Source organism: Caloramator proteoclasticus DSM 10124, from assembly GCF_900129265.1.
GTDB classification, from domain to species: domain Bacteria; phylum Bacillota; class Clostridia; order Clostridiales; family Caloramatoraceae; genus Thermobrachium; species Thermobrachium proteoclasticum.
In genome coordinates, this window is sequence record NZ_FQVG01000022.1 from 1 (window position 1) to 19,341 (window position 19,341).

The following is a 19,341-nucleotide window of genomic DNA, read 5'->3' on the forward strand; positions in this document are numbered from 1 at the left end:
GCTTTTAATATATTTAATTGAGCTATTATATTCATCATATTTGGTATCCCTCCCATTAAGAAGGATACCAAATACTTGTACAATTTTGTACATTTTTATTTTCCACTTTTCGTACATTTTGATTTTATCATTTACATATGGGGATTTTAGCTGATGCAGAGAAGGTAGAAGAATTTGATGTGATTATGTTTTTTAGGATTACTGAGAAAGATGGGAAGAAGATAATAGTGAGTTTGCTTGATAGGACGGAGATTGAGGTTGTAGTTGAATAAATGATTAAAGATGAGCCAGTTGGAGTAAGAAGGAGTTGCCTTGACTGGCTTTTTTCAATAGCACAGAAGGTTTTCTTAATAAATTCCAGTATAAGTTTATTGCACCTATTTTACCAAATGTATTGCATTGATTCATACTAAATATTTTTATAATATAGAACTAAGAGTTATGTAAACTTATTAGATAGGGATGGTAAATAAAATATTGAAAGGAGAAAAATATGTTAAAATCTTTCAAAAAATTCACAAGATTAATATCTTTTACGCTGATTTTATTAATCATTTTCAATTTAATTAGTGTATCTGCAGTTGAAGCAGCAGCTCCATTAAAGCAGACACCAAAAGAAAATGCTCTCAAAGCTGATATTGGAGAACTGCCAAATAAAGCCCCAAAAACTAAAATGGAATTAATAAGTAAGAGAACGAAATATTCTACTCGTTATCTTAATCCTGACGGTAGTTTTACAGAAGAAATTTATCTTGAACCTCAATTTTACAAAGATCCTGTTGATAAACAGTGGAAAGAGATAGACAATAATCTAAAGATAAGCAATAAAAAAGTTGGTAAATTTGAAAATAAGGCCAATGATTTTAATGTTCTCTTTTCAGAGAAAGCAGGACCAGAAGAAATTATATCTATAGAAAAAGATGGTAAATGCATCAGCCTTGTACCTATAGATGCACAATTAGCAAATGGTGTTAGTAAAAATAATGGAATCAGCTATAAAAACATATATAAAGAAACTGATATTCAGTATTTTGTTAAAGGAAACAAGGTTAAAGAAGATATTATTATTAACAGTTATACAGGCAAAAACACTTTCACATTTGAGATAAAACTTAAGGGATTAAAGGTTGAAGAAAAAGATGGAATTATATATTTTACAGATAATAAAGATGAAAGATTATGGTATTTTGAAAAACCATTTATGGTTGATTCAAATGACAAATATTCAGACAAAGTAAATCTTGTATTAAGAAAAGAAAATGGGAAAGCATATGTAGTTGTAGTTGCAGACAAAACCTTTCTTGAAGATACAAATACTAAGTATCCCGTTACAATTGACCCTACGATAAATGATTGGGATGTTATGAGGGATACTTTTATCGCAAGTAATTTTAAAGATTCATCATATTCAAGTCTTAATAAAATGTACACTGGGGTAGATCAATCTTATTATGGAACAATGCGTTCACTTGTACAGTTTTATCTGCCAAGTCTTCCAAGTGACAGTAAAATATTAAGTGCCAATTTTAATGCTTATCAAACACAAGTAGATCAAACAACAGTTTCAATTGATTTATATCGTATTACAAGCAACTGGACAGGTTCTGTTACATGGAATACACAGCCTGCAATTGCAGCCAATAAAGAAGCTACAGTAACAAATAATACCTCAAATCAGTATTGGCAGTGGGATATAACTCAGCTTGTTAAAGATTGGTATAACGGCATACAGCCAAATTATGGACTTATGCTTAAACAACAAAATGAGGATACAGCTCCTTTTAGAGCATTTAATACTGTAAATATAGGAAACAACACACCAAAACTTACAATTAACTATTGGGTTGATCCAATAGGTCTTGAAGATTTCTGGGGTTATACTAAGGATAGTGTTAATCCTGCAAATGGGAATCTTGTGCTTCAACAAAGTGATTTTTCTGTCTTAGGAAGGGGTATCCCATTAGGGATAACAAGAACTTACAATAGCAGAAAAGCTGATGTTTCTGGTATGTTTGGCTATGGATGGACAAGTAATGTAGAAACAAAGATTGTTGATGCAGGCAAAGGCCCAATAACCTTTATGGATGGTGATGGAACCCGTCATATATTTGGAGAAGAGGTTGGCGGAGGATATAAGGCACATGGAGGAATATATTTAAATCTTGTAAAAAATGGTGATGGAACTTATACCATTACACAAGCAGATGGTACGAAAATAAATTTTAATACAAGCGGAAAATTAAGTTCCATAATAGATACAAACAATAATAAGACGGAGTTATTCTATACAAATGGAAAGTTGACATTAATTAAAGATGCATCCTTAAGAGAGGTAATTATTAACTATGGAGCTAATGGATATGTTTCCAGTATTAATATTCCAGGCTCTCGTACAATAAGTTATGAATATGACGCCAACGGTAATCTTATAAAGATAATTGACCCTGAATTAAAAGAGATATCTATGGGGTATGATGCTAATCATAATTTAATTTCGATAATAGACCAAAGAAATATTGCAACAACAATAACTTATGAAGCTGGCAGTGTAAAGAACATCAGTCATCATATAACAATAAATGGATTGCAAACCACAAGCACAACAAGTTATTCCTATGATTTTAATAATAGCGTAACAACTCTGATAGATGGTGAAGGCAAAAGAATAGACTATTTATACAATCCTAATAAAAATATTGTTCAGATAACAGAAAATCCATTAGATGCTCAAAATAATGCAGTAACAACATTTTTCTATGATAATAACAATAATTTAACACAAATAATTGAACCAAATATTAATAAAGTAAATGGTACAAATGCATATGTTATAACCTATGATGCTAACGGCAATGTAACTGGTGTTCAGCTTCCAGAAGGACAAAATTCAACAACAGTTTATGACCAAAGAAACAATCCTGTAGTTCAAACAGATTTTAATGGATATCAAAGCATAAATGCCTACGATAATAATAACAATCAACTTGAAGCTACAGATGCAAATATCCAGACAAGAGCATCAAGATATTTTTCAAATGGTAATATTGATTATGATACAAGGATGATTTCATCTTCTGATAATCTAATATCAAACGGAAATTTTGAAAATGGAACTACTTGGTCGGATAAATGGACATCATCTATAGAAAATGGTAAAACAGCACTAATCACATGGTCAAGTACAGCGAAATATGGTAATAAAGGCTTAAGTATTTCAAATCCTACAGGCTGGGTGACAGTTTCTTCCGATAAATTACCTTATGAAACAGGACAAAAATATGTAATAAGCGGTTATATAAAAACTGTAAATACAACAAATTCTGCCTATATTAAGGTGGATTTTTATGATGCCAATAATGTTTGGAAAGGCCACACTTACGGATACTATCTAAAAGGAACTCATGACTGGACAAGGATTTTTGCAGTTATAGATAGTGCACCGGCAGGAACTACTCAAATTGCAGCTTCTGTAGGGATGAATGCAGGAGCAGGTACTGCGTACTTTGATGGTATTCAGTTAGAAAAGGGAACAATAGTAAGTGCTTATAGCATTGTAGAAAATGCAGGATTTGAGAAATATGACGGTCAAAATATGCCTTTTAATTGGCAGACAAGTGGTAATTTAACAGTAAATGATAAAGTTTATCTAAAATCTAACCAGACTGATGATAACGTATATGTAGGAAATGCTTCATTCAAGATGACAGGAGAAACAGGTAAAAATAAATATATCAAGCAGCGTATAAACCTTTCAGGTGATCAGAATACAAAGTTTACCCTATCAGGATGGTCAAATCAGGAAGGTGCAAACCCAAGCGGTGGAGACTATGCACTTCAAGTGATTGTAAACTATACTGATGGTAGTCAAGGAATTTTTGCAAATGACTTTAGCAAAACAACAGAAGGCTGGCAGCACGTAGCTGCAGAGATAAAGCCTGCAAAAGCATTTAACTCAATTGATGTATATTATTATTACTACAATCAGGCAGGAACAGCTTATTTTGATGCAATGCGTCTTGAAACAGGTAATTCAATTACAGGATATCAATATGATACAAATCAAAACTATATAACAAAAGTTACAAACCCCATTGGAAATATAGTTCAATACCAATACGATGCTGTTGGAAATAAAACAGGCATTACAGATGGCAAAGGAAAAACGACATTCTTTACCTATGATAAGAGAAATCTTTTAACCAAGGTAAAAGATGTAAAATTAAATGAAACCATATATGGTTATGATAATGCCGGAAATCGTACAACTGTTACCGATGCAAGAAATAAGGTAACAACTTATAATTACAATGAATTTAACAAGGTTTCAAAAATTATAAATCCATTGAATCAAATTATAGAATTTGGATACGATAAAAATGGAAACACAACAAAAATAATATTTCCTAAGGGAGATACAGTATCCTATAGCTATAATGCTCTTAACCGATTAAGTGAAATATATTATAATGGAGTTAAGAAATGGGATTATGGATACGATGCTAATGGAAATATAAATTCTGTTACAGAAACAGCTACAGGTAAAAATATATCCTATACTTTTGATAAAAATAACAGAGTTACAAAGCAGCAGGAAGGTGTCTCAAATAGTATTGATTATGGATATGACAATAACAGCAACTTAACATCCCTGCAAATAACATCAGGTGCAGCATCTGCATCCTATGGATATTCATACAATTCATTAAATCAAATTGTGAATTTAACAAGAAATGGCGGAAGTATTGAGAAATTTATTTATGATGAGCAGGGGAATGTAATATCAATAAGGCGTTCAAATGGAACATATACTTCCTTTGAATATGACGATGCAAACCGCCTGAAGGCACTGAAAAATTTTAACTCAACAGGAGAACTTCTTGACAAATACGAATACACCTATGATGAAAATGGTAACAGAACAAGTGTAACAACAAAGAATGGGATAATAAACTATCAATATGATGAATTAAATCAGCTGATACAGGAAACCCTTCTTGATGGAACAACAATTTCCTATGAATATGATGCAGTAGGAAATAGAACAAAGAAGACAGTAACAAATGGAAGCTCAACAATAACAAATTATGCCTATAACGATGGTAATGAACTTGTGTCAGTCAATGGTCAGGTATACACCTATGATGCTAATGGGAACCTCACAAGCAATGGCAATAAGACATTTATCTACGATGTAGAAAACAGGCTAATAGAGGTAAAGAATTCCTCAAATCAAACCATAGCGTCATTCACTTATGACCATGAAGGTAAGAGAACAAGTATGACCACAGCCAGTGGAACAATTTATTTCCACTACAGCGGGGACAAAGTGGTCTATGAAACAGATGAAAACAACAATATTATTGCCGAATACACCTATGATGCACAAGGCAATCCAGCAACAATTATAAAGAATGGGGTAACTTATTATTACCATGTAAACGGTCATGGAGATGTTATGGCTTTAACTGATGAAAGTGGTAATGTTGTTGCAGAGTATAATTATGATGCTTATGGAAATATTGTATCTCAATCAGGCTCAATGGCATCAGCTAACCCATTAAGATATGCAGGATACAGATATGATGAAGCAACAGGACTTTACTACTTGATGGCAAGATACTATGATGCAAATGTTGGAAGGTTTATAACAAGGGATACTTTCCATGGGTTTGTAGATGAGCCAAGAAGTTTAAATCAGTATGCTTACACAAATAACAATCCTGTAATGTTTGCAGATCCAAGTGGGCATTTTTCGGTTGCTGTTGGGATTTACCTAATACCTGGAATTGGAGAAGTTGCAATAGTAGGAACAGCGATATTTGTTGGAGGAGTTGCTATTGGATTGGGACTATCTTGGCTATCCAATAAAATTGTATCATGGATTGATAATTATGGAAAAGCTCAAATAGCTCAAGCATCAGCTAATGTTCCAAATAAATTAAAAACACCAGATGGAAGAGTTGATTTAGGTAAGTTTAATCAGAAAAAACCGGGAGGTGGACCACCTACGTGGATAGGACCACTTGGTTGGTATATACAGAAGGATATGGCTAGACATGGGGGAAGAGTATGGAAATTGTTTGATTGGGCAGGAAATAGAATTGCATCCTTAGCTGGAGATGGGAAGATACTAGGGAAATAAATTAAACCATTCGAGGTGAACACTATGAAAATTGAAGAGATTATGATGGAATTAATAGGAAATTATAATAATGATTGTGACGATTTTGAATTGCTTACTTCACTTGCTCCTGAAAATTGTTATTATATTGATAGGTTTCCATTGATAGTGAAAAGTTTTGAAAAGTATGAACAAGTAGAGTTATATTATAAAAAAGTTATCAACGATAATGCATTAATAGAATCATTTAGAATTGAAGAATTAAAATTTGTAAATGTTATAAAAAAACTATGGTTATATAGTGATTTGATTGTACAAAGTAATTTACTTGAAGAATCATATGGTACTATAAATAGTATTCTTGAAGGTAGTAGTGAATATATTACAAATCTAAAAAAAAATATGGAAAACTCAGGAGATGATGCAATTACTATTGAAAATGTTAATCACTTAGATTTGCTAGTAAAATTGGCTGTAAGGGAGATAGTTTTTTCTAAACTTCTTTTTGTAGACTTAAAAATTCTTATTATAGCATATGGCTTATGTTTTCAAGTATATATACATGATTTAAATAAATTGCAGTTTCTTAATAAAATAATAAGTACTGAGGGCTTATATTTACGTCCTTTTATGTCGAATTAGAAACAGATATATGTACGATTAGTTTAAGAAAATTTAACTATTTTAAACGGCGGATGAGGATAAGGAAATAAAACCTCGTCCTTATCATATTTAATCATATTTTAAATTGTAGAAAATATTATAAAAAATAAATGATATTACAATAAAATTAAATCTTCGTCTAAAATGATTGCAACGAATCGACAACGGGAAACGCATAGGCTAATAGAGGTAAAGAATTCCTCAAATCAAATCATAGCGTCATTCACTTATGACCATGAAGGTAAGAGAACAAGTATGACCACAGCCAGTGGAACAATTTATTTCCACTACAGCGGGGACAAAGTGGTCTATGAAACAGATGAAAACAACAATATTATTGCCGAATACACCTATGATGCACAGGGCAATCCAGCGACAATTATAAAGAATGGGGTAACTTATTATTACCATGTAAACGGTCATGGAGATGTTATGGCTTTAACTGATGAAAGTGGTAATGTTGTTGCAGAGTATAATTATGATGCTTATGGAAATATTGTATCTCAATCAGGCTCAATGGCATCAGCTAACCCATTAAGATATGCAGGATACAGATATGATGAAGCAACAGGACTTTACTACTTGATGGCAAGATACTATGATGCAAATGTTGGAAGGTTTATAACAAGGGATACTTTCCATGGGTTTGAAGATGAGCCAAAGAGTTTGAACCAATATAATTATTCTCATAGTAATCCTGTTATATATTTCGATCCTAGTGGACATGCTTCTATTTTAGTACGTCCTAATTTTAAAACAGGAACTGATATTACTACAGATTTTATAAACTATATGAAATTAAATGCTGAGTATGCAAGAAATATGGCAAAAAAATTAAGCTATGGGGAAAGATTATCATGGTTCAAAAACTTAGTAGCAAATAAACAACCATGGGATTTAAAACAAACTTTAAAAGGGCATTATAAATTTATGGGTAAAATAGTAACTGGTGCAGATTTAGGTAATATTCATTATGGTTTTGTAGGAACAGCTGTTGGTTTTAGTGAAACGGTGTTACTATTAGGAGCTGGATATGCTCAACTTAGAGCGGGGACATCTAGTTGGAAATTTGTGTTTTCAAACTTTGATGACCCATGGGATCAAAAAATGATTTCTTGTGGAATTAAACTTTATAATCCAATAATGAATCATTCTATTAAAGCCATATAAAAAAATTATTTATTGATAATGGAGGTTTCTTAATGGTAATCCACGAAATATTATTACCTTTTGCATTTGCTGAATTATTAACAAGTTATTTGAGAAATATTATTTTAGTAGATACCATAGAGATGTCAAATTACATTGAATTAATCTTGATAATTTTTGAATTTATAATGATAGTATTTGGAATATATCCTAAATTTATTAGTGTAAGATTAAATAGGCATATTGGTGCATTAATTTTTTATTTGACTATAAATATTATTTCTAATATGTTGCTAATAATTGCGTTTGGTAGTGGATTGGGAGTTTAAAAAGCAGTTTAATATTTTTTACTTTTCATTGTTATTAGGGGGTACATCAAGGTAAGAGAACAAGTATGACCACAGCCAGTGGAACAACTTATTTCCACTACAGCAGGGACAAAGTGGTCTATGAAACAGATGAAAACAACAATATTATTGCCGAATACACCTATGATGCACAAGGCAATCCAGCAACAATTATAAAGAATGGGGTAACTTATTATTACCATGTAAACGGTCATGGAGATGTTATGGCTTTAACTGATGAAAGTGGTAATGTTGTTGCAGAGTATAATTATGATGCTTATGGAAATATTGTATCTCAATCAGGCTCAATGGCATCAGCTAACCCATTAAGATATGCAGGATACAGATATGATGAAGCAATAGGACTTTACTACTTAATGGCAAGATATTACGATGCAAATGTTGGAAGGTTTATTACAAGGGATACTTTCCATGGGTTTGAAGATGAGCCAAGAAGTTTAAATCAGTATGCTTACACAAATAACAATCCTGTAATGTTTGTAGATCCAAGTGGGCATCTTGCATGGTGGGTTGGTGCAGCTTTATGGGGAGCGGCAGGTTCACTTGTAGATTACTGGTGGACTCACAGAAATCTACCATTTAGTCAGTGGAATAAAGAAGAATTAGCTTGGTCAATGGTTAGGGGAGCTGTCATAGGAATAGGTCTTGGTTGGGTACAAAGTGCTTTTTTACCAGTAATGAGGCAATATATTTCTTATGTATTTGATTATTATAAGTTTAGTGCAAGAGTGAGCATAACTCAATTAATAAATTTAGCGAGAAAAAAGGGCATAGAACTTTCGCTGTACTATATAATTAAAAGATATAAATAAAAACTAGATATTATAGCAATAAAGAAGATATTAATATCTTCTTTATTGCTTAATTTAAAGGAGAAAGTCTACTATGAATAATTTAATTAAACTTTTTATAGAAAACAAAATATACAATGTTATTTTAGGAATACTCTTTCTAGTTTTAGGTATATATACACATGAGCTTTCATTTGTATATAAAAGCATATTGCTTAGTCGTATTTTGCCAGTTATTTTCTTTTCTATTGGAATAAGCTTATTTAAGTTAGTTTTACTATCTCAAACTGACATTAATTTAACAACAATGTTTTTAAAATCATTGATTTTTGTGTGTGGAATTATTTTAATAAGCAAAATTTTAGATACAGTAAAAGTTTCTGCAAATCCATTGTTGCGTAGTATATTACTTATTAGCACTATTTTTTTGCTATCCAATATATTCAAAAATAAAAAATAGGAATTAGCAGAATAAACGTCAGAAATTAGGTACCTAGATATCAAATCCTCACATAGATAGAATAAAAGCAAATACTAACGATGGGAGTTGATTTATGGCTATAAGATTATACATTACTATCTAGTAATAAAAAGGCACGGTCAAAAATGACAAGGGGGATTACTGGCTAAAATTAATATACTAATGGTTCTATTTTTTCTTACTCTCAAGAAGCCACTGGATAAATTCTTCAGTGGTTTTCTTGCCTTTTTTAATATCTTTCTTCCATCTAGCGACATCTTTTTTCCACTTTTCAAAATAGTTCTTATGGGCTTCATCCGTAGGATTTCTTCTTACACGCATTTGTAAGGTTTGATAAATGCTTCTTCTTAGCTTTTCTGCATCATTCATTTTAAGTTTTTCTTCAAAAGTTCTTTGTGAACCATCTTCTTTACAAGTTTTAGTAGGATTAAATGGACTAGTTCTATTGCAGTAAATTGCATCGGAGCGGAGCAGAGGTACAAAGTATTTACCACAGTTAGCACATTTTTTAATAATGGTTTTAAGCCTTATCAAATGATATAAAGTAGCAACACATATGTCTTCAATGCTATCACAGGTATAAACATAAGTGATGGTATTTTTGCTTTTATTAGAATTAGCAAATCCTCTAATGGCTCTTTCCATAGTAGAAATTTTCATATAAGGAGTAACTAAATCTTCAATTATCATATCTTGGTCAAAATAATATTTAAGATTATGCTGAGGTATAGATAGACCTTGCAGGTGTAAGAAAAACAAGAAATTATCTAATGTATAAAGTGAAGTGTCTTTTATGCATATATCAATAAACTCCTTTATATTTACATAAAAAAAGGAACTATCAGTTATGTACATATCATGGTTTTCTAATAATTGAAAATAAATATGATGCTTCTTAGATAAGTCCTTTCCTAATGATAAAAAATCAACAAAAGACATACCAAGAGAATCAGTTTTATCAACTCCATTATATGGGTCATATATTCTTTCCGTAAGCTTATCATCATTAAATTCTATAGTAAATGACATATGTAATTCCTTCTTTCTTAATAATGTTATCAAGCATTAAATGAAAAATTATTTTTTAAAACTGTTAACAATTAGTAGTATAAACTATTGATTGTTAACATAGTTATCAATTATAATTAATATATAATAATTATATAACACAACAAATAAAATGGTCAAGGAGGGGTTGCTGTGAAAAATAAAGATTTAAGGGAAGAATTTAGAATTGCCGATGTAAGACAATGGGAAGTTGCTGATGCAATTGGTATTTCTGAAATGACTTTTGTTAAATGGTTAAGAAAAGAGCTTCCTGAGGAAAAGAAAAAAATAATTAGAGAGGCTATTTTAAAAGTAAAAGCAAGTAGATAGGATATAAACATAATATTAAAACTAAATAGCACAAGTTTAAGGTGAATCGGCATAGTACTTAAAACCTGATCAGAATAAATCTGGTGAAACCGATGTAGTGCAAAAATAAATTTATGGAGATGATAATATGTCTGGAAATGCAAGTAGAAAGTATAAGCAGTATAGGCTTATGCAGGAAAGAAAACAGTTGTTTGGAGATGTTAAAGTATTGAATGAATTTGGCAAAGTAGATTTTGTAGCATTTTCTGCATCTCAAGGAAGAGTTATAACAAGCAGTCCTAAATTAAGTTTAGAGAAAATGATAATAAAAATGAATAAATGAAGTATAAAAGCACTTATTAAACATAGGTGCTTTTTTTATACACAAAAATTAAGGGGGATTTACAGGTGGAAGATAAAGTGAGTTTAGCAGTAGGTTATGCCAAAAGAGGTTTTAAAATAGTAATGCTTCATGGAATTAATGAAAAAGGCAATTGCACTTGTAGTAAAGGTGCAAATTGTAAAAGTAGCGGTAAGCACCCTATATATAGTGATTGGGCTAAAAAAGCTACAACCTCTGAAGAGAAAATTAGAGAAGAGTTTAAGAAACATCCAAATGCTAATATAGGATTTGCAACTGGTGGCAATTATTTTGTGCTTGATATAGACGAAGGTGGCTATGAGAGTTTAAAAGAGTATGGAGAGCTTAAGGAAACATTAAGTGTTAGGACAGGTAGTGGCGGAAGCCATCATTACTACCTAATGCCAGAAGGAGTAACCATTCCTAATAAGGTTGGATTACTTAAAGGTGTAGATATTAGGTCGGATGGGGGTATTGTTGTAGCTCCTTATAGTATTCATAAGAGTGGTAATTGTTATGAGTGGATAAATGAAATTGAAATGGCTACACCAGATAAATGGCTTGTGGATTTGATTTTAAATAAAAGAACTGGCTTAAAGGAAATACCAGACGTTATTGAAGAAGGCTCAAGAAATGCAGTGATGGCAAGTATGGCAGGAGCTCTAAGGAGAAAGGGGCTAAGCTTTGATGGAATATTAGCAGCACTATTAGCTGAGAACAATAAAAGGTGTAATCCACCACTAAGTGATAGTGAGGTTGAAACTATCGCAAAAAGCATTTGTAGATATACTCCTGAAGACCCTATAACTGGGGAGGAATGGGAAGAATTTAAGAGTAAGGGTTTACTTGATACTGTATTAAATTTAGATGATTATTCAAAAGTCTATGAAAAAGAAATGCTTCATAAGTTTTCCATGGTTAAAGCTAATGATCCATCTACCTATGCATTAATTAAGGCAAAGCTAAAGGGTAAAGTAAACTTTAGAGATTTAGAAAAGAGTATAAAGCATATGAAGTATAGTGAAGTAAAAACCTACAATAAAAGGCCCTTAGAACTTAAGGGATTAGAAACAAAAGGGTATAACATTCCATTTGGTTGGAATGTTGATTTTAAAGATGGAATAGTTAAATGTGAGCAGAGTTCAGAGGGGAATATAAAAACAGTGCCAGTAAGCTTTACTCCAGTAGTTATAAGTAGAAGGTTTCATAATTTAGATATGGGAACTGAAAAGGTGGAATTATCCTTTTATAGAGATAATAATTGGAGGAATGTACTTGCAGCTAGGTCAGTTATATTTAATAGAAACAGTATACTTAAGCTTGCAGATAGTAGCTTCCCAGTGTCCTCTAATAATTCATCAGATTTAATATCATATTTATCAGATTTCGAAAGAGAAAACGATAAAGTAATACCCCTTGTAAAATCAGTAGCTAGGCTTGGATGGCTTAAGGATAATGAATTTTTCCCATATAGTACAAAGGAAAGTTTAGAATTTGAAAATGATAGCAAAGAGGCATCAACTATAATGTCTGGACTTAAAACTAACGGAGATTATATTAGATGGCTTGAAGTTGCAAAGAAGGCTAGGGAAAATGCGGTAGCAAGGTTTGTTATATCAGCTAGTTTTGCATCTATATTACTTGAACCACTTCATAAAAGAGGTTTCTTTATTCATTTATGGCATAACAGTAGAAGTGGTAAAACAGCCACTATAAAGCTAGCAATGTCTGCATTTGGTAATCCACATAAGCTTATAGGTTCATTTAACAGTACTTTAGTAGGGCTTGAGAGAATGGCGGCAGCACTTAGAAATTTACCATTTGCAATAGATGAACTACAAGTATTAAACACAAAGAAGATAAGCACTGAAAACATAATATATATGTTAGCACAAGGTCAAGGAAGAACTAGAGGCAGTAAAGAAGGAGGAATTCAAGAAACACTAACTTGGAGAAATATAATATTAACCACAGGTGAAGAGGCAATGATTGGTGACAATACACAAGATGGTGCAAACACAAGAACATTTGAAATATATGCAAAGCCTGTAGAGGATATATCACTTGCAAGCCTTATGCATGAGGTGTCTGAAGAACATTATGGCTTTGCTGGCAGTGAGTTTGTGACCAAGTTATGTAAAGATGTATGCGATAAAAAAGATTTTTTAACAGCTTTATATGAAGATTTCAAGGCAAGGCTTAAAGTTAAATACCAAGATTGTATACACATAGACGAGGTATCTATAGTGTGCCTAGGAGATTATTTATCTTCTATATATGTATTTGGAGAAGACGAAGTATCTGCAAAAGAGAATGCTATAAAAACAGCGTTAGCTATGATAGAAAATAACAGGCAGCTAATGAGAAATGATAACATAGAAAGAGCATGGGAGGTATTTTGTGGCTGGGTCATAGCTAATAATCAAAGGTTTCAATTTGATACACCAAGTCCAAGGTACGGGAGAATAGATGCAAATGAAAATTACCTTGTAATACCAACTTATGCACATAAGGCACTAGAAGAAGCAGGATTTTCACCAAAGAAGGTATTTAGAGGATTTGCTGAAAGAGGATATATTGAAAGTCAAGTAGATTCAGAAGGCATAAGGAGATTTCAAATATCGAGAAGCATTGGTGGAAAGAGCTGCAGAGTTTATGTTGTTAAAGTTCCAATAGGTGATAAGAAAGAAGAATTAAATAGATATGAAGCATACGAGACAGACTTTTTAAAGTGATACCCTTACCAGTAGAACATTCAATTTTAGGTTAAAAACTGGTAATGATATAAAACATTATAAGGCAATATATACCAAACAAAATTGTTTTGAATAAAAAGTAGTAAAAAATATAGTTTTACTGGTAATGTTGGTAAGGCTACTGGTAAGGGCAAAAAATAGTTTAAAAGTATCTAAAAGTATTGATATTACTATATTTTATAAAATCAATATAAATAACCATTACCAGTATTACCACTAAACCGTAAATATATAATACGTATAGAGAATTTTATTTTAAAGAGAAAACACACTATTTATTTTATTTATATATAGAGAGAAGGTATGTGGGTGAAAACACTGGTAATACTGGTAAGGGTAAAGGACAAAAGAATAGGGAAGGGGGGGATGAATCTCTAGGGGTTTTGCCTCAAGGTCGGGCGGCTCCATTTACGCTAAAAAACGCAAATTTCTAGGCCCGGGGAGTGTAGAAAATATTGATTTCATAGGGGGGATAAAATGCTAAATGAAGAACTAAAAGAAAAGATATTAGAACTTAGAAAAAAAGGATATGGATATACAAGTATTGCATCAGTTTTAAAAGTAAAAAAGGATGATGTTCGAAACTTATGTAAAAGATATGGACTTGATGGATATTGGTATTCATTAAATGCTGATAGTATTAAAATAGTTGAAAAAGTAAAAACATGTAGAAACTGTGACAAACAAATTATTGATAATAATAGTAAAGGAAGAAAAAGAATTTTTTGTAGTAAAAATTGCAGGTTAGAGTTTTATAACAAGATTTATTTAAGAAAGAAGGGGTTTTAATGTTAAAAATATCAAGGGGTAAAAAACGATTGTTAAATTACTTAGGAAAGCCATATACAGTTAGAGAAATAGACTTAGAAAACTGTGTATACCTAGATTTGAAAAATGGATATGATATTGAAATATCTGGGGGAAAAACAATAAAATCAAAATTTGATATTTATGTTTGGGAAACTAAAGAAGGTTGTGAAATAGTAGAAAAGCATTTTGATATAAAGCCTGATTTAGCTAAAGTAAAAGAACTTTTAGATGATATTAGAGGAAGATATTCTAATATGTAGTATTAACTTGCTTTGTATCAATATAAGAGTTAACATGTGTAGCTGAAAGGGGAGATGAGAATGCAAAGAAAGGTAATAAAGATTGAACCTAAAACATTTAAAACTTTAGCTAAAAAGCGAGTAGCTGCTTATGCGAGAGTATCAAGTGGCAAGGATGCAATGCTTCATTCTCTTTCAGCACAAGTTAGCTATTATAGTGAATTTATACAAAGACACATTGAATGGGAGTATGTAGGTGTTTATGCTGATGAGGCATTTACTGGAACAAAAGATGAAAGACCAGAGTTTCAAAGATTATTAAAAGACTGTAGAGATGGTAAAATAGATATGGTTATCACAAAGTCAATTTCAAGATTTGCAAGAAATACTGTAACAATGCTTGAAGTTGTAAGAGAGTTAAAGAGTTTAAATGTAGATGTATATTTTGAAAAAGAGAATATTCATAGTCTTAGCGGGGATGGTGAGCTTATGCTAACTATCCTCGCTTCATTTGCACAGGAGGAAAGCAGGTCCGTCAGCGAAAACTGCAAATGGAGAATAAGAAAAGGATTTAAAGAGGGAGAACTTATTAACTTAAGATTTATGTATGGATATAGGATAGAAAAAGGGAAAATAGAAATCAATGAGGATGAGGCTAAAATTGTCCGAATGATTTTTGATGATTATATAAACGGATTAGGATGCACTAAAATAGCAAGAAAACTAAGAGAAATGGATATAGAAAAAATAAGGGGCGGAAAATGGAACTCCGAAAGGGTTGTAGAAATATTAAAGAATGAAAAATACACAGGGAATGCAATGCTTCAGAAAAAGTTTGTAAAGGACCATTTGACAAAGACTTTAGTTAGAAATAAAGGCTATCTTCCAAAATATTATGCAGAGGAAACACATCCATCAATAATCGATTTAGAAACATTTCAAAAGGCACAAGAGATATTAGAGCAAAGAAGATTAAAGTATTCACCCCAAAAAGAAGATTCAAATCATATATTTCAGAGGAAAATTATATGTGGAATATGTGGGAAAAAGTATAGAAGAAAAAGAAGAAAGGACAAGTTCATATGGCACTGTTCTACCTATTTGAAATATGGTAAAGACACCTGCCCATCAAAGCAGATACCTGAAGATGTTTTAATAAAGTTAACTTTAGAAGTATTAGGTTTAAATGAGTTTGATGAAAATATAATTTCTAATAGTATAAAAGAAATTAAAGTTTCAGGGCCAAGAAAGCTAACCTTTATTAAAAGTAATGGTGAAGAAGTAGAAAAGGAATGGGATTATTAAAGAGGGAGGATAAACTTATGGCAAGAACAGTAACAGTAATACCAGCAACAGCTTCAAGTACATCTCCATTTCTTAAAACAAAAGTTCAGAAAAAAAGAGTAGCTGCATATGCAAGAGTTTCTACTGACAATGAAGAACAACTCCAAAGCTTTGAAGCACAGATGGATTACTATACAAATCATATAAAATCAAACCCAGATTGGATATTTGTAAATGTTTATACAGACGAAGGAATATCAGCAACAAGCACTAAAAAGAGAGATGGATTTAATAGAATGATAGAAGATGCACTAAGTGGTAAGATAGATTTAATAATAACGAAGTCAGTTAGTAGGTTTGCAAGAAATACAGTAGATACATTAACAACTGTTAGAAAACTAAAAGAAAAGGGAGTTGAAGTATATTTTGAAAAGGAAAATATATATACCCTAGATAGTAAAGGAGAACTTTTAATTACAATAATGAGTTCTTTAGCACAAGAAGAATCAAGGTCAATTTCAGAAAATGTAACATGGGGACAAAGAAAAAGATTTGCAGATGGGAAGGTGAGCCTTCCATACAAGCATTTTTTAGGATATGAAAAAGGAGAAGATGGAGTTTTAAAGATTGTTGAGGAAGAAGCAAAGATTGTAAGAATGATATATAAAATGTTTTTAGAAGGCAAAACACCATTAAGTATAGCTGAATATTTAACAGAGAATAATATTCCAACACCAGCAGGTAAACATAAGTGGCACCAGAGTACAGTTTTAAGTATTCTTCAAAATGAAAAATACAAAGGGGATGCAATTCTTCAAAAGACTTTAACATTAGATTTTTTAACTAAGAAAAGAAAGAAAAACGAAGGAGAAGTTCCACAGTATTATGTTGAAAATAGCCACCCTGCAATTATACCACCTGAAGTATTTGATTTAGTTCAGACTGAGATAAAAAAGAGAAAAGAAGTAAAGGGGTACAAGACAGGGAGAAACTGTTTTGCAGGTAAGATTGTATGTGGAGAATGTGGAAGTTTTTATGGCAGAAAGTTTTGGCACTCTAATAGTAAATATAGAAGGGTGATATGGCAATGCAACTCTAAGTTTAAGAATGATAAAAAGTGTACAACACCACACCTTTATGAGGATAAAATAAAGAAGGCTTTTGTTGAAGTATTCAATAGCTTGATTAATAACAAGGAAGAAATTTTAAAAGGGTATGAAGATATATTAAAAGCTTTAACTGATACTACAAATCTTGATATGGAAAGTATTAAGATCCAAAGTGAATTAGAAATAGTTACTGAGATGATTAGAAAATGTATAGAGGAAAATGCTCATAAAGCTATAAATCAAGAAGATTATAAAGAAAAATATGATGCATTAGTTAAAAGGTATGAAAGCATTAAAGAGGAACTTGAAAGGATAGAGGAGAAACGATTAGAGCAAAGTGCAAAGAAGGAGAAGATTTTAGAGTTTATAAATGAACTTAAGCAAAGAGAAGGTTTGATTGAAGAGTTTGATGATGAACTTTGGATAGGAACAGTGGATAAGGTGGTTGTATATACAGAGGAAAAAATATCTTTTGTGTTTAAGGATGGAATGGAAGTAGAATGGGAGTTGAATTATAAAATAAATATTAGTATTTAAAGGGATTGGAGCAATCAAGCTTTTTTATTTAAGAATAATAAAATTTGATTTGCCATATGTAGAATAATGTAGAAATAAATAGAAAAATTTTTATTGAAAGAATATATATATATATATAATAAGATATAGAAATTTTTTATAAGAAAATAAATAATCAAAGTTGATACAATAAGGGGGAGGAAAGTATGTATGCTATTGATAATTCGGTTTTAAGGAATACAAGCATAACAACTTCTGTAAATAATACTAAATCAAAGCCATTATTAAGCGGAGGAAATGATAGAGCAAATGTTCAAATAGGTAAAGCATCTTATGGAGCTTCTAAAACTGGTGCTTCATTTAGTTTGACTGGTGTTGATATTAATTTATCAAGTAGGAATGGACTATTATTCAATTATAAAACAGGTTATGCTGAAGTAAGTGCAGGATTAAATATAGGACGTGGTAATGGGATATCGGCTAAAGTTGGAGGGGAAATAACATATAAAAGTGCAACTTTGGAAAAATCTTTTAACATTGGTGGTTATACTGTAGCTATTGGAGGTAAAGCATATGTTGGTTCTATTGGAGCTCATGCTGAAATAGGAGCAATGTACAAAGATACTACTAATAAATATCATTTGTTTAAATTAGGTGCTGGTTTGTCTGATGGGTATGGTGCTGGAGCATATATAGATATAAGGAAATAAAAAATAATTTACTTTAAATTTTAAATTTGATAAGATGGTGATACAATGAGAAAATATTTACCGATAGGAACAGTGGTTTTGTTAAAAAATGGAGATAAACCAATTATGATTTTTGGGAAAAATCAAATATGTGTTAAAAATAATGAAATTTTTGATTATGTAGCATGCTTGTTTCCAGAGGGAAATATATCATCAGATTTTAACATATTTTTCAATGAAGATGATATCGAAAAAATTATTTTTAGAGGACTTGAAACGTAACTTTATAACAAAATGTATGTATATATAAGGAGCGGTTTTATGGAAATTAGAAAATTTAAAGAATTTACTATGGCTCAAAAATTGGCAACTTTGTGTTATAATTTTATTGTAATTGTTATTTACCTTTCTTTAATAGTAGATATTATTAATTTTGATATCAATATGTTTAAGGCTATTTTATTAATATTTCTTGGAAATTATCTTATTTATTCTTTTTTTATGTTTATGGCTTTTAAAAAGAAACCAAGTTTTATTGGGTATTTAAAAAGTTATAAAATTATTTAAAAAATTATCATTTTAATTATTTTTTAAATCGGTAGAACATACTTAATTGATTATTGTATAATGAGAATTATATTATATAAG

General features: G+C 31.2%; 17 protein-coding genes. 16 read left to right on the forward strand and 1 reads right to left on the reverse strand.

The window, feature by feature from the left end; all coding sequences use genetic code 11:
- The first annotated feature begins 137 nt into the window (after positions 1-137).
- From BUB63_RS13995 to BUB63_RS06490, 6 genes are all read left to right on the forward strand, one after another.
- A complete protein-coding gene (locus BUB63_RS13995) occupies positions 138-272 on the forward strand; it encodes a hypothetical protein (protein ID WP_278298553.1) in 135 nt (44 codons plus the stop codon).
- Positions 273-493: 221 nt separating this feature from the next.
- A complete protein-coding gene (locus BUB63_RS06470; RefSeq protein ID WP_073248564.1) occupies positions 494-6,142 on the forward strand; it encodes a DNRLRE domain-containing protein in 5,649 nt (1,882 codons plus the stop codon).
- A 24-nt stretch (positions 6,143-6,166) separates the two neighbouring features.
- Positions 6,167-6,763, forward strand: a complete 597-nt coding sequence (locus tag BUB63_RS06475; RefSeq protein WP_073248565.1) for a hypothetical protein — start codon at positions 6,167-6,169, stop codon at positions 6,761-6,763.
- A 165-nt stretch (positions 6,764-6,928) separates the two neighbouring features.
- Positions 6,929-7,954 (forward strand): RHS repeat-associated core domain-containing protein, encoded by a 1,026-nt coding sequence (locus BUB63_RS06480; protein ID WP_084106577.1) that lies wholly within the window; start codon positions 6,929-6,931, stop codon positions 7,952-7,954.
- Between the two features lie 32 nt (positions 7,955-7,986).
- Positions 7,987-8,262, forward strand: a complete 276-nt coding sequence (locus BUB63_RS06485) for a hypothetical protein (protein WP_035382060.1) — start codon at positions 7,987-7,989, stop codon at positions 8,260-8,262.
- Between the two features lie 65 nt (positions 8,263-8,327).
- Positions 8,328-9,113, forward strand: a complete 786-nt coding sequence (locus BUB63_RS06490) for an RHS repeat-associated core domain-containing protein (protein ID WP_073248569.1) — start codon at positions 8,328-8,330, stop codon at positions 9,111-9,113.
- 628 nt (positions 9,114-9,741) lie between these two features.
- Here the strand turns inward: BUB63_RS06490 and BUB63_RS06500 are convergent.
- Positions 9,742-10,602, reverse strand: a complete 861-nt coding sequence (locus tag BUB63_RS06500; RefSeq protein WP_073248573.1) for a DUF6076 domain-containing protein — start codon at positions 10,600-10,602, stop codon at positions 9,742-9,744.
- Between the two features lie 171 nt (positions 10,603-10,773).
- Here BUB63_RS06500 and BUB63_RS13715 point away from each other — a divergent pair, with 171 nt between their 5' ends.
- From BUB63_RS13715 to BUB63_RS06545, 10 genes are all read left to right on the forward strand, one after another.
- Positions 10,774-10,950 (forward strand): hypothetical protein, encoded by a 177-nt coding sequence (locus BUB63_RS13715; protein ID WP_200790180.1) that lies wholly within the window; start codon positions 10,774-10,776, stop codon positions 10,948-10,950.
- A 127-nt stretch (positions 10,951-11,077) separates the two neighbouring features.
- A complete protein-coding gene (locus BUB63_RS06505; protein WP_073248575.1) occupies positions 11,078-11,272 on the forward strand; it encodes a hypothetical protein in 195 nt (64 codons plus the stop codon).
- A gap of 65 nt (positions 11,273-11,337) precedes the next feature.
- Positions 11,338-14,025, forward strand: a complete 2,688-nt coding sequence (locus BUB63_RS06510; protein WP_084106579.1) for a DUF927 domain-containing protein — start codon at positions 11,338-11,340, stop codon at positions 14,023-14,025.
- A 498-nt stretch (positions 14,026-14,523) separates the two neighbouring features.
- On the forward strand, positions 14,524-14,835 hold the full coding sequence (locus BUB63_RS06515; protein ID WP_073248577.1) for a hypothetical protein: 312 nt from the start codon (positions 14,524-14,526) through the stop codon (positions 14,833-14,835).
- On the forward strand, positions 14,835-15,116 hold the full coding sequence (locus tag BUB63_RS06520; protein ID WP_073248578.1) for a hypothetical protein: 282 nt from the start codon (positions 14,835-14,837) through the stop codon (positions 15,114-15,116). The genes BUB63_RS06515 and BUB63_RS06520 overlap by 1 nt, the downstream gene beginning before the upstream one ends.
- A gap of 60 nt (positions 15,117-15,176) precedes the next feature.
- The gene (locus tag BUB63_RS06525; protein WP_073248580.1) at positions 15,177-16,400 is read left to right on the forward strand and encodes a recombinase family protein; all 1,224 of its coding nucleotides are present in this window, start codon (positions 15,177-15,179) and stop codon (positions 16,398-16,400) included.
- A gap of 17 nt (positions 16,401-16,417) precedes the next feature.
- Complete coding sequence (locus BUB63_RS06530; protein WP_073248621.1) at positions 16,418-18,025, forward strand: recombinase family protein; 1,608 nt, start codon at positions 16,418-16,420, stop codon at positions 18,023-18,025.
- A 185-nt stretch (positions 18,026-18,210) separates the two neighbouring features.
- Positions 18,211-18,714, forward strand: coding sequence for a hypothetical protein (locus BUB63_RS06535; RefSeq protein ID WP_073248582.1), 504 nt, complete (start codon positions 18,211-18,213; stop codon positions 18,712-18,714).
- Positions 18,715-18,759: 45 nt separating this feature from the next.
- On the forward strand, positions 18,760-18,975 hold the full coding sequence (locus BUB63_RS06540; RefSeq protein WP_073248584.1) for a DUF4176 domain-containing protein: 216 nt from the start codon (positions 18,760-18,762) through the stop codon (positions 18,973-18,975).
- Positions 18,976-19,014: 39 nt separating this feature from the next.
- Positions 19,015-19,260: a hypothetical protein gene (locus tag BUB63_RS06545; RefSeq protein ID WP_073248586.1), complete on the forward strand. Its 246-nt coding sequence runs from the start codon at positions 19,015-19,017 to the stop codon at positions 19,258-19,260.
- Positions 19,261-19,341: the final 81 nt, after the last annotated feature.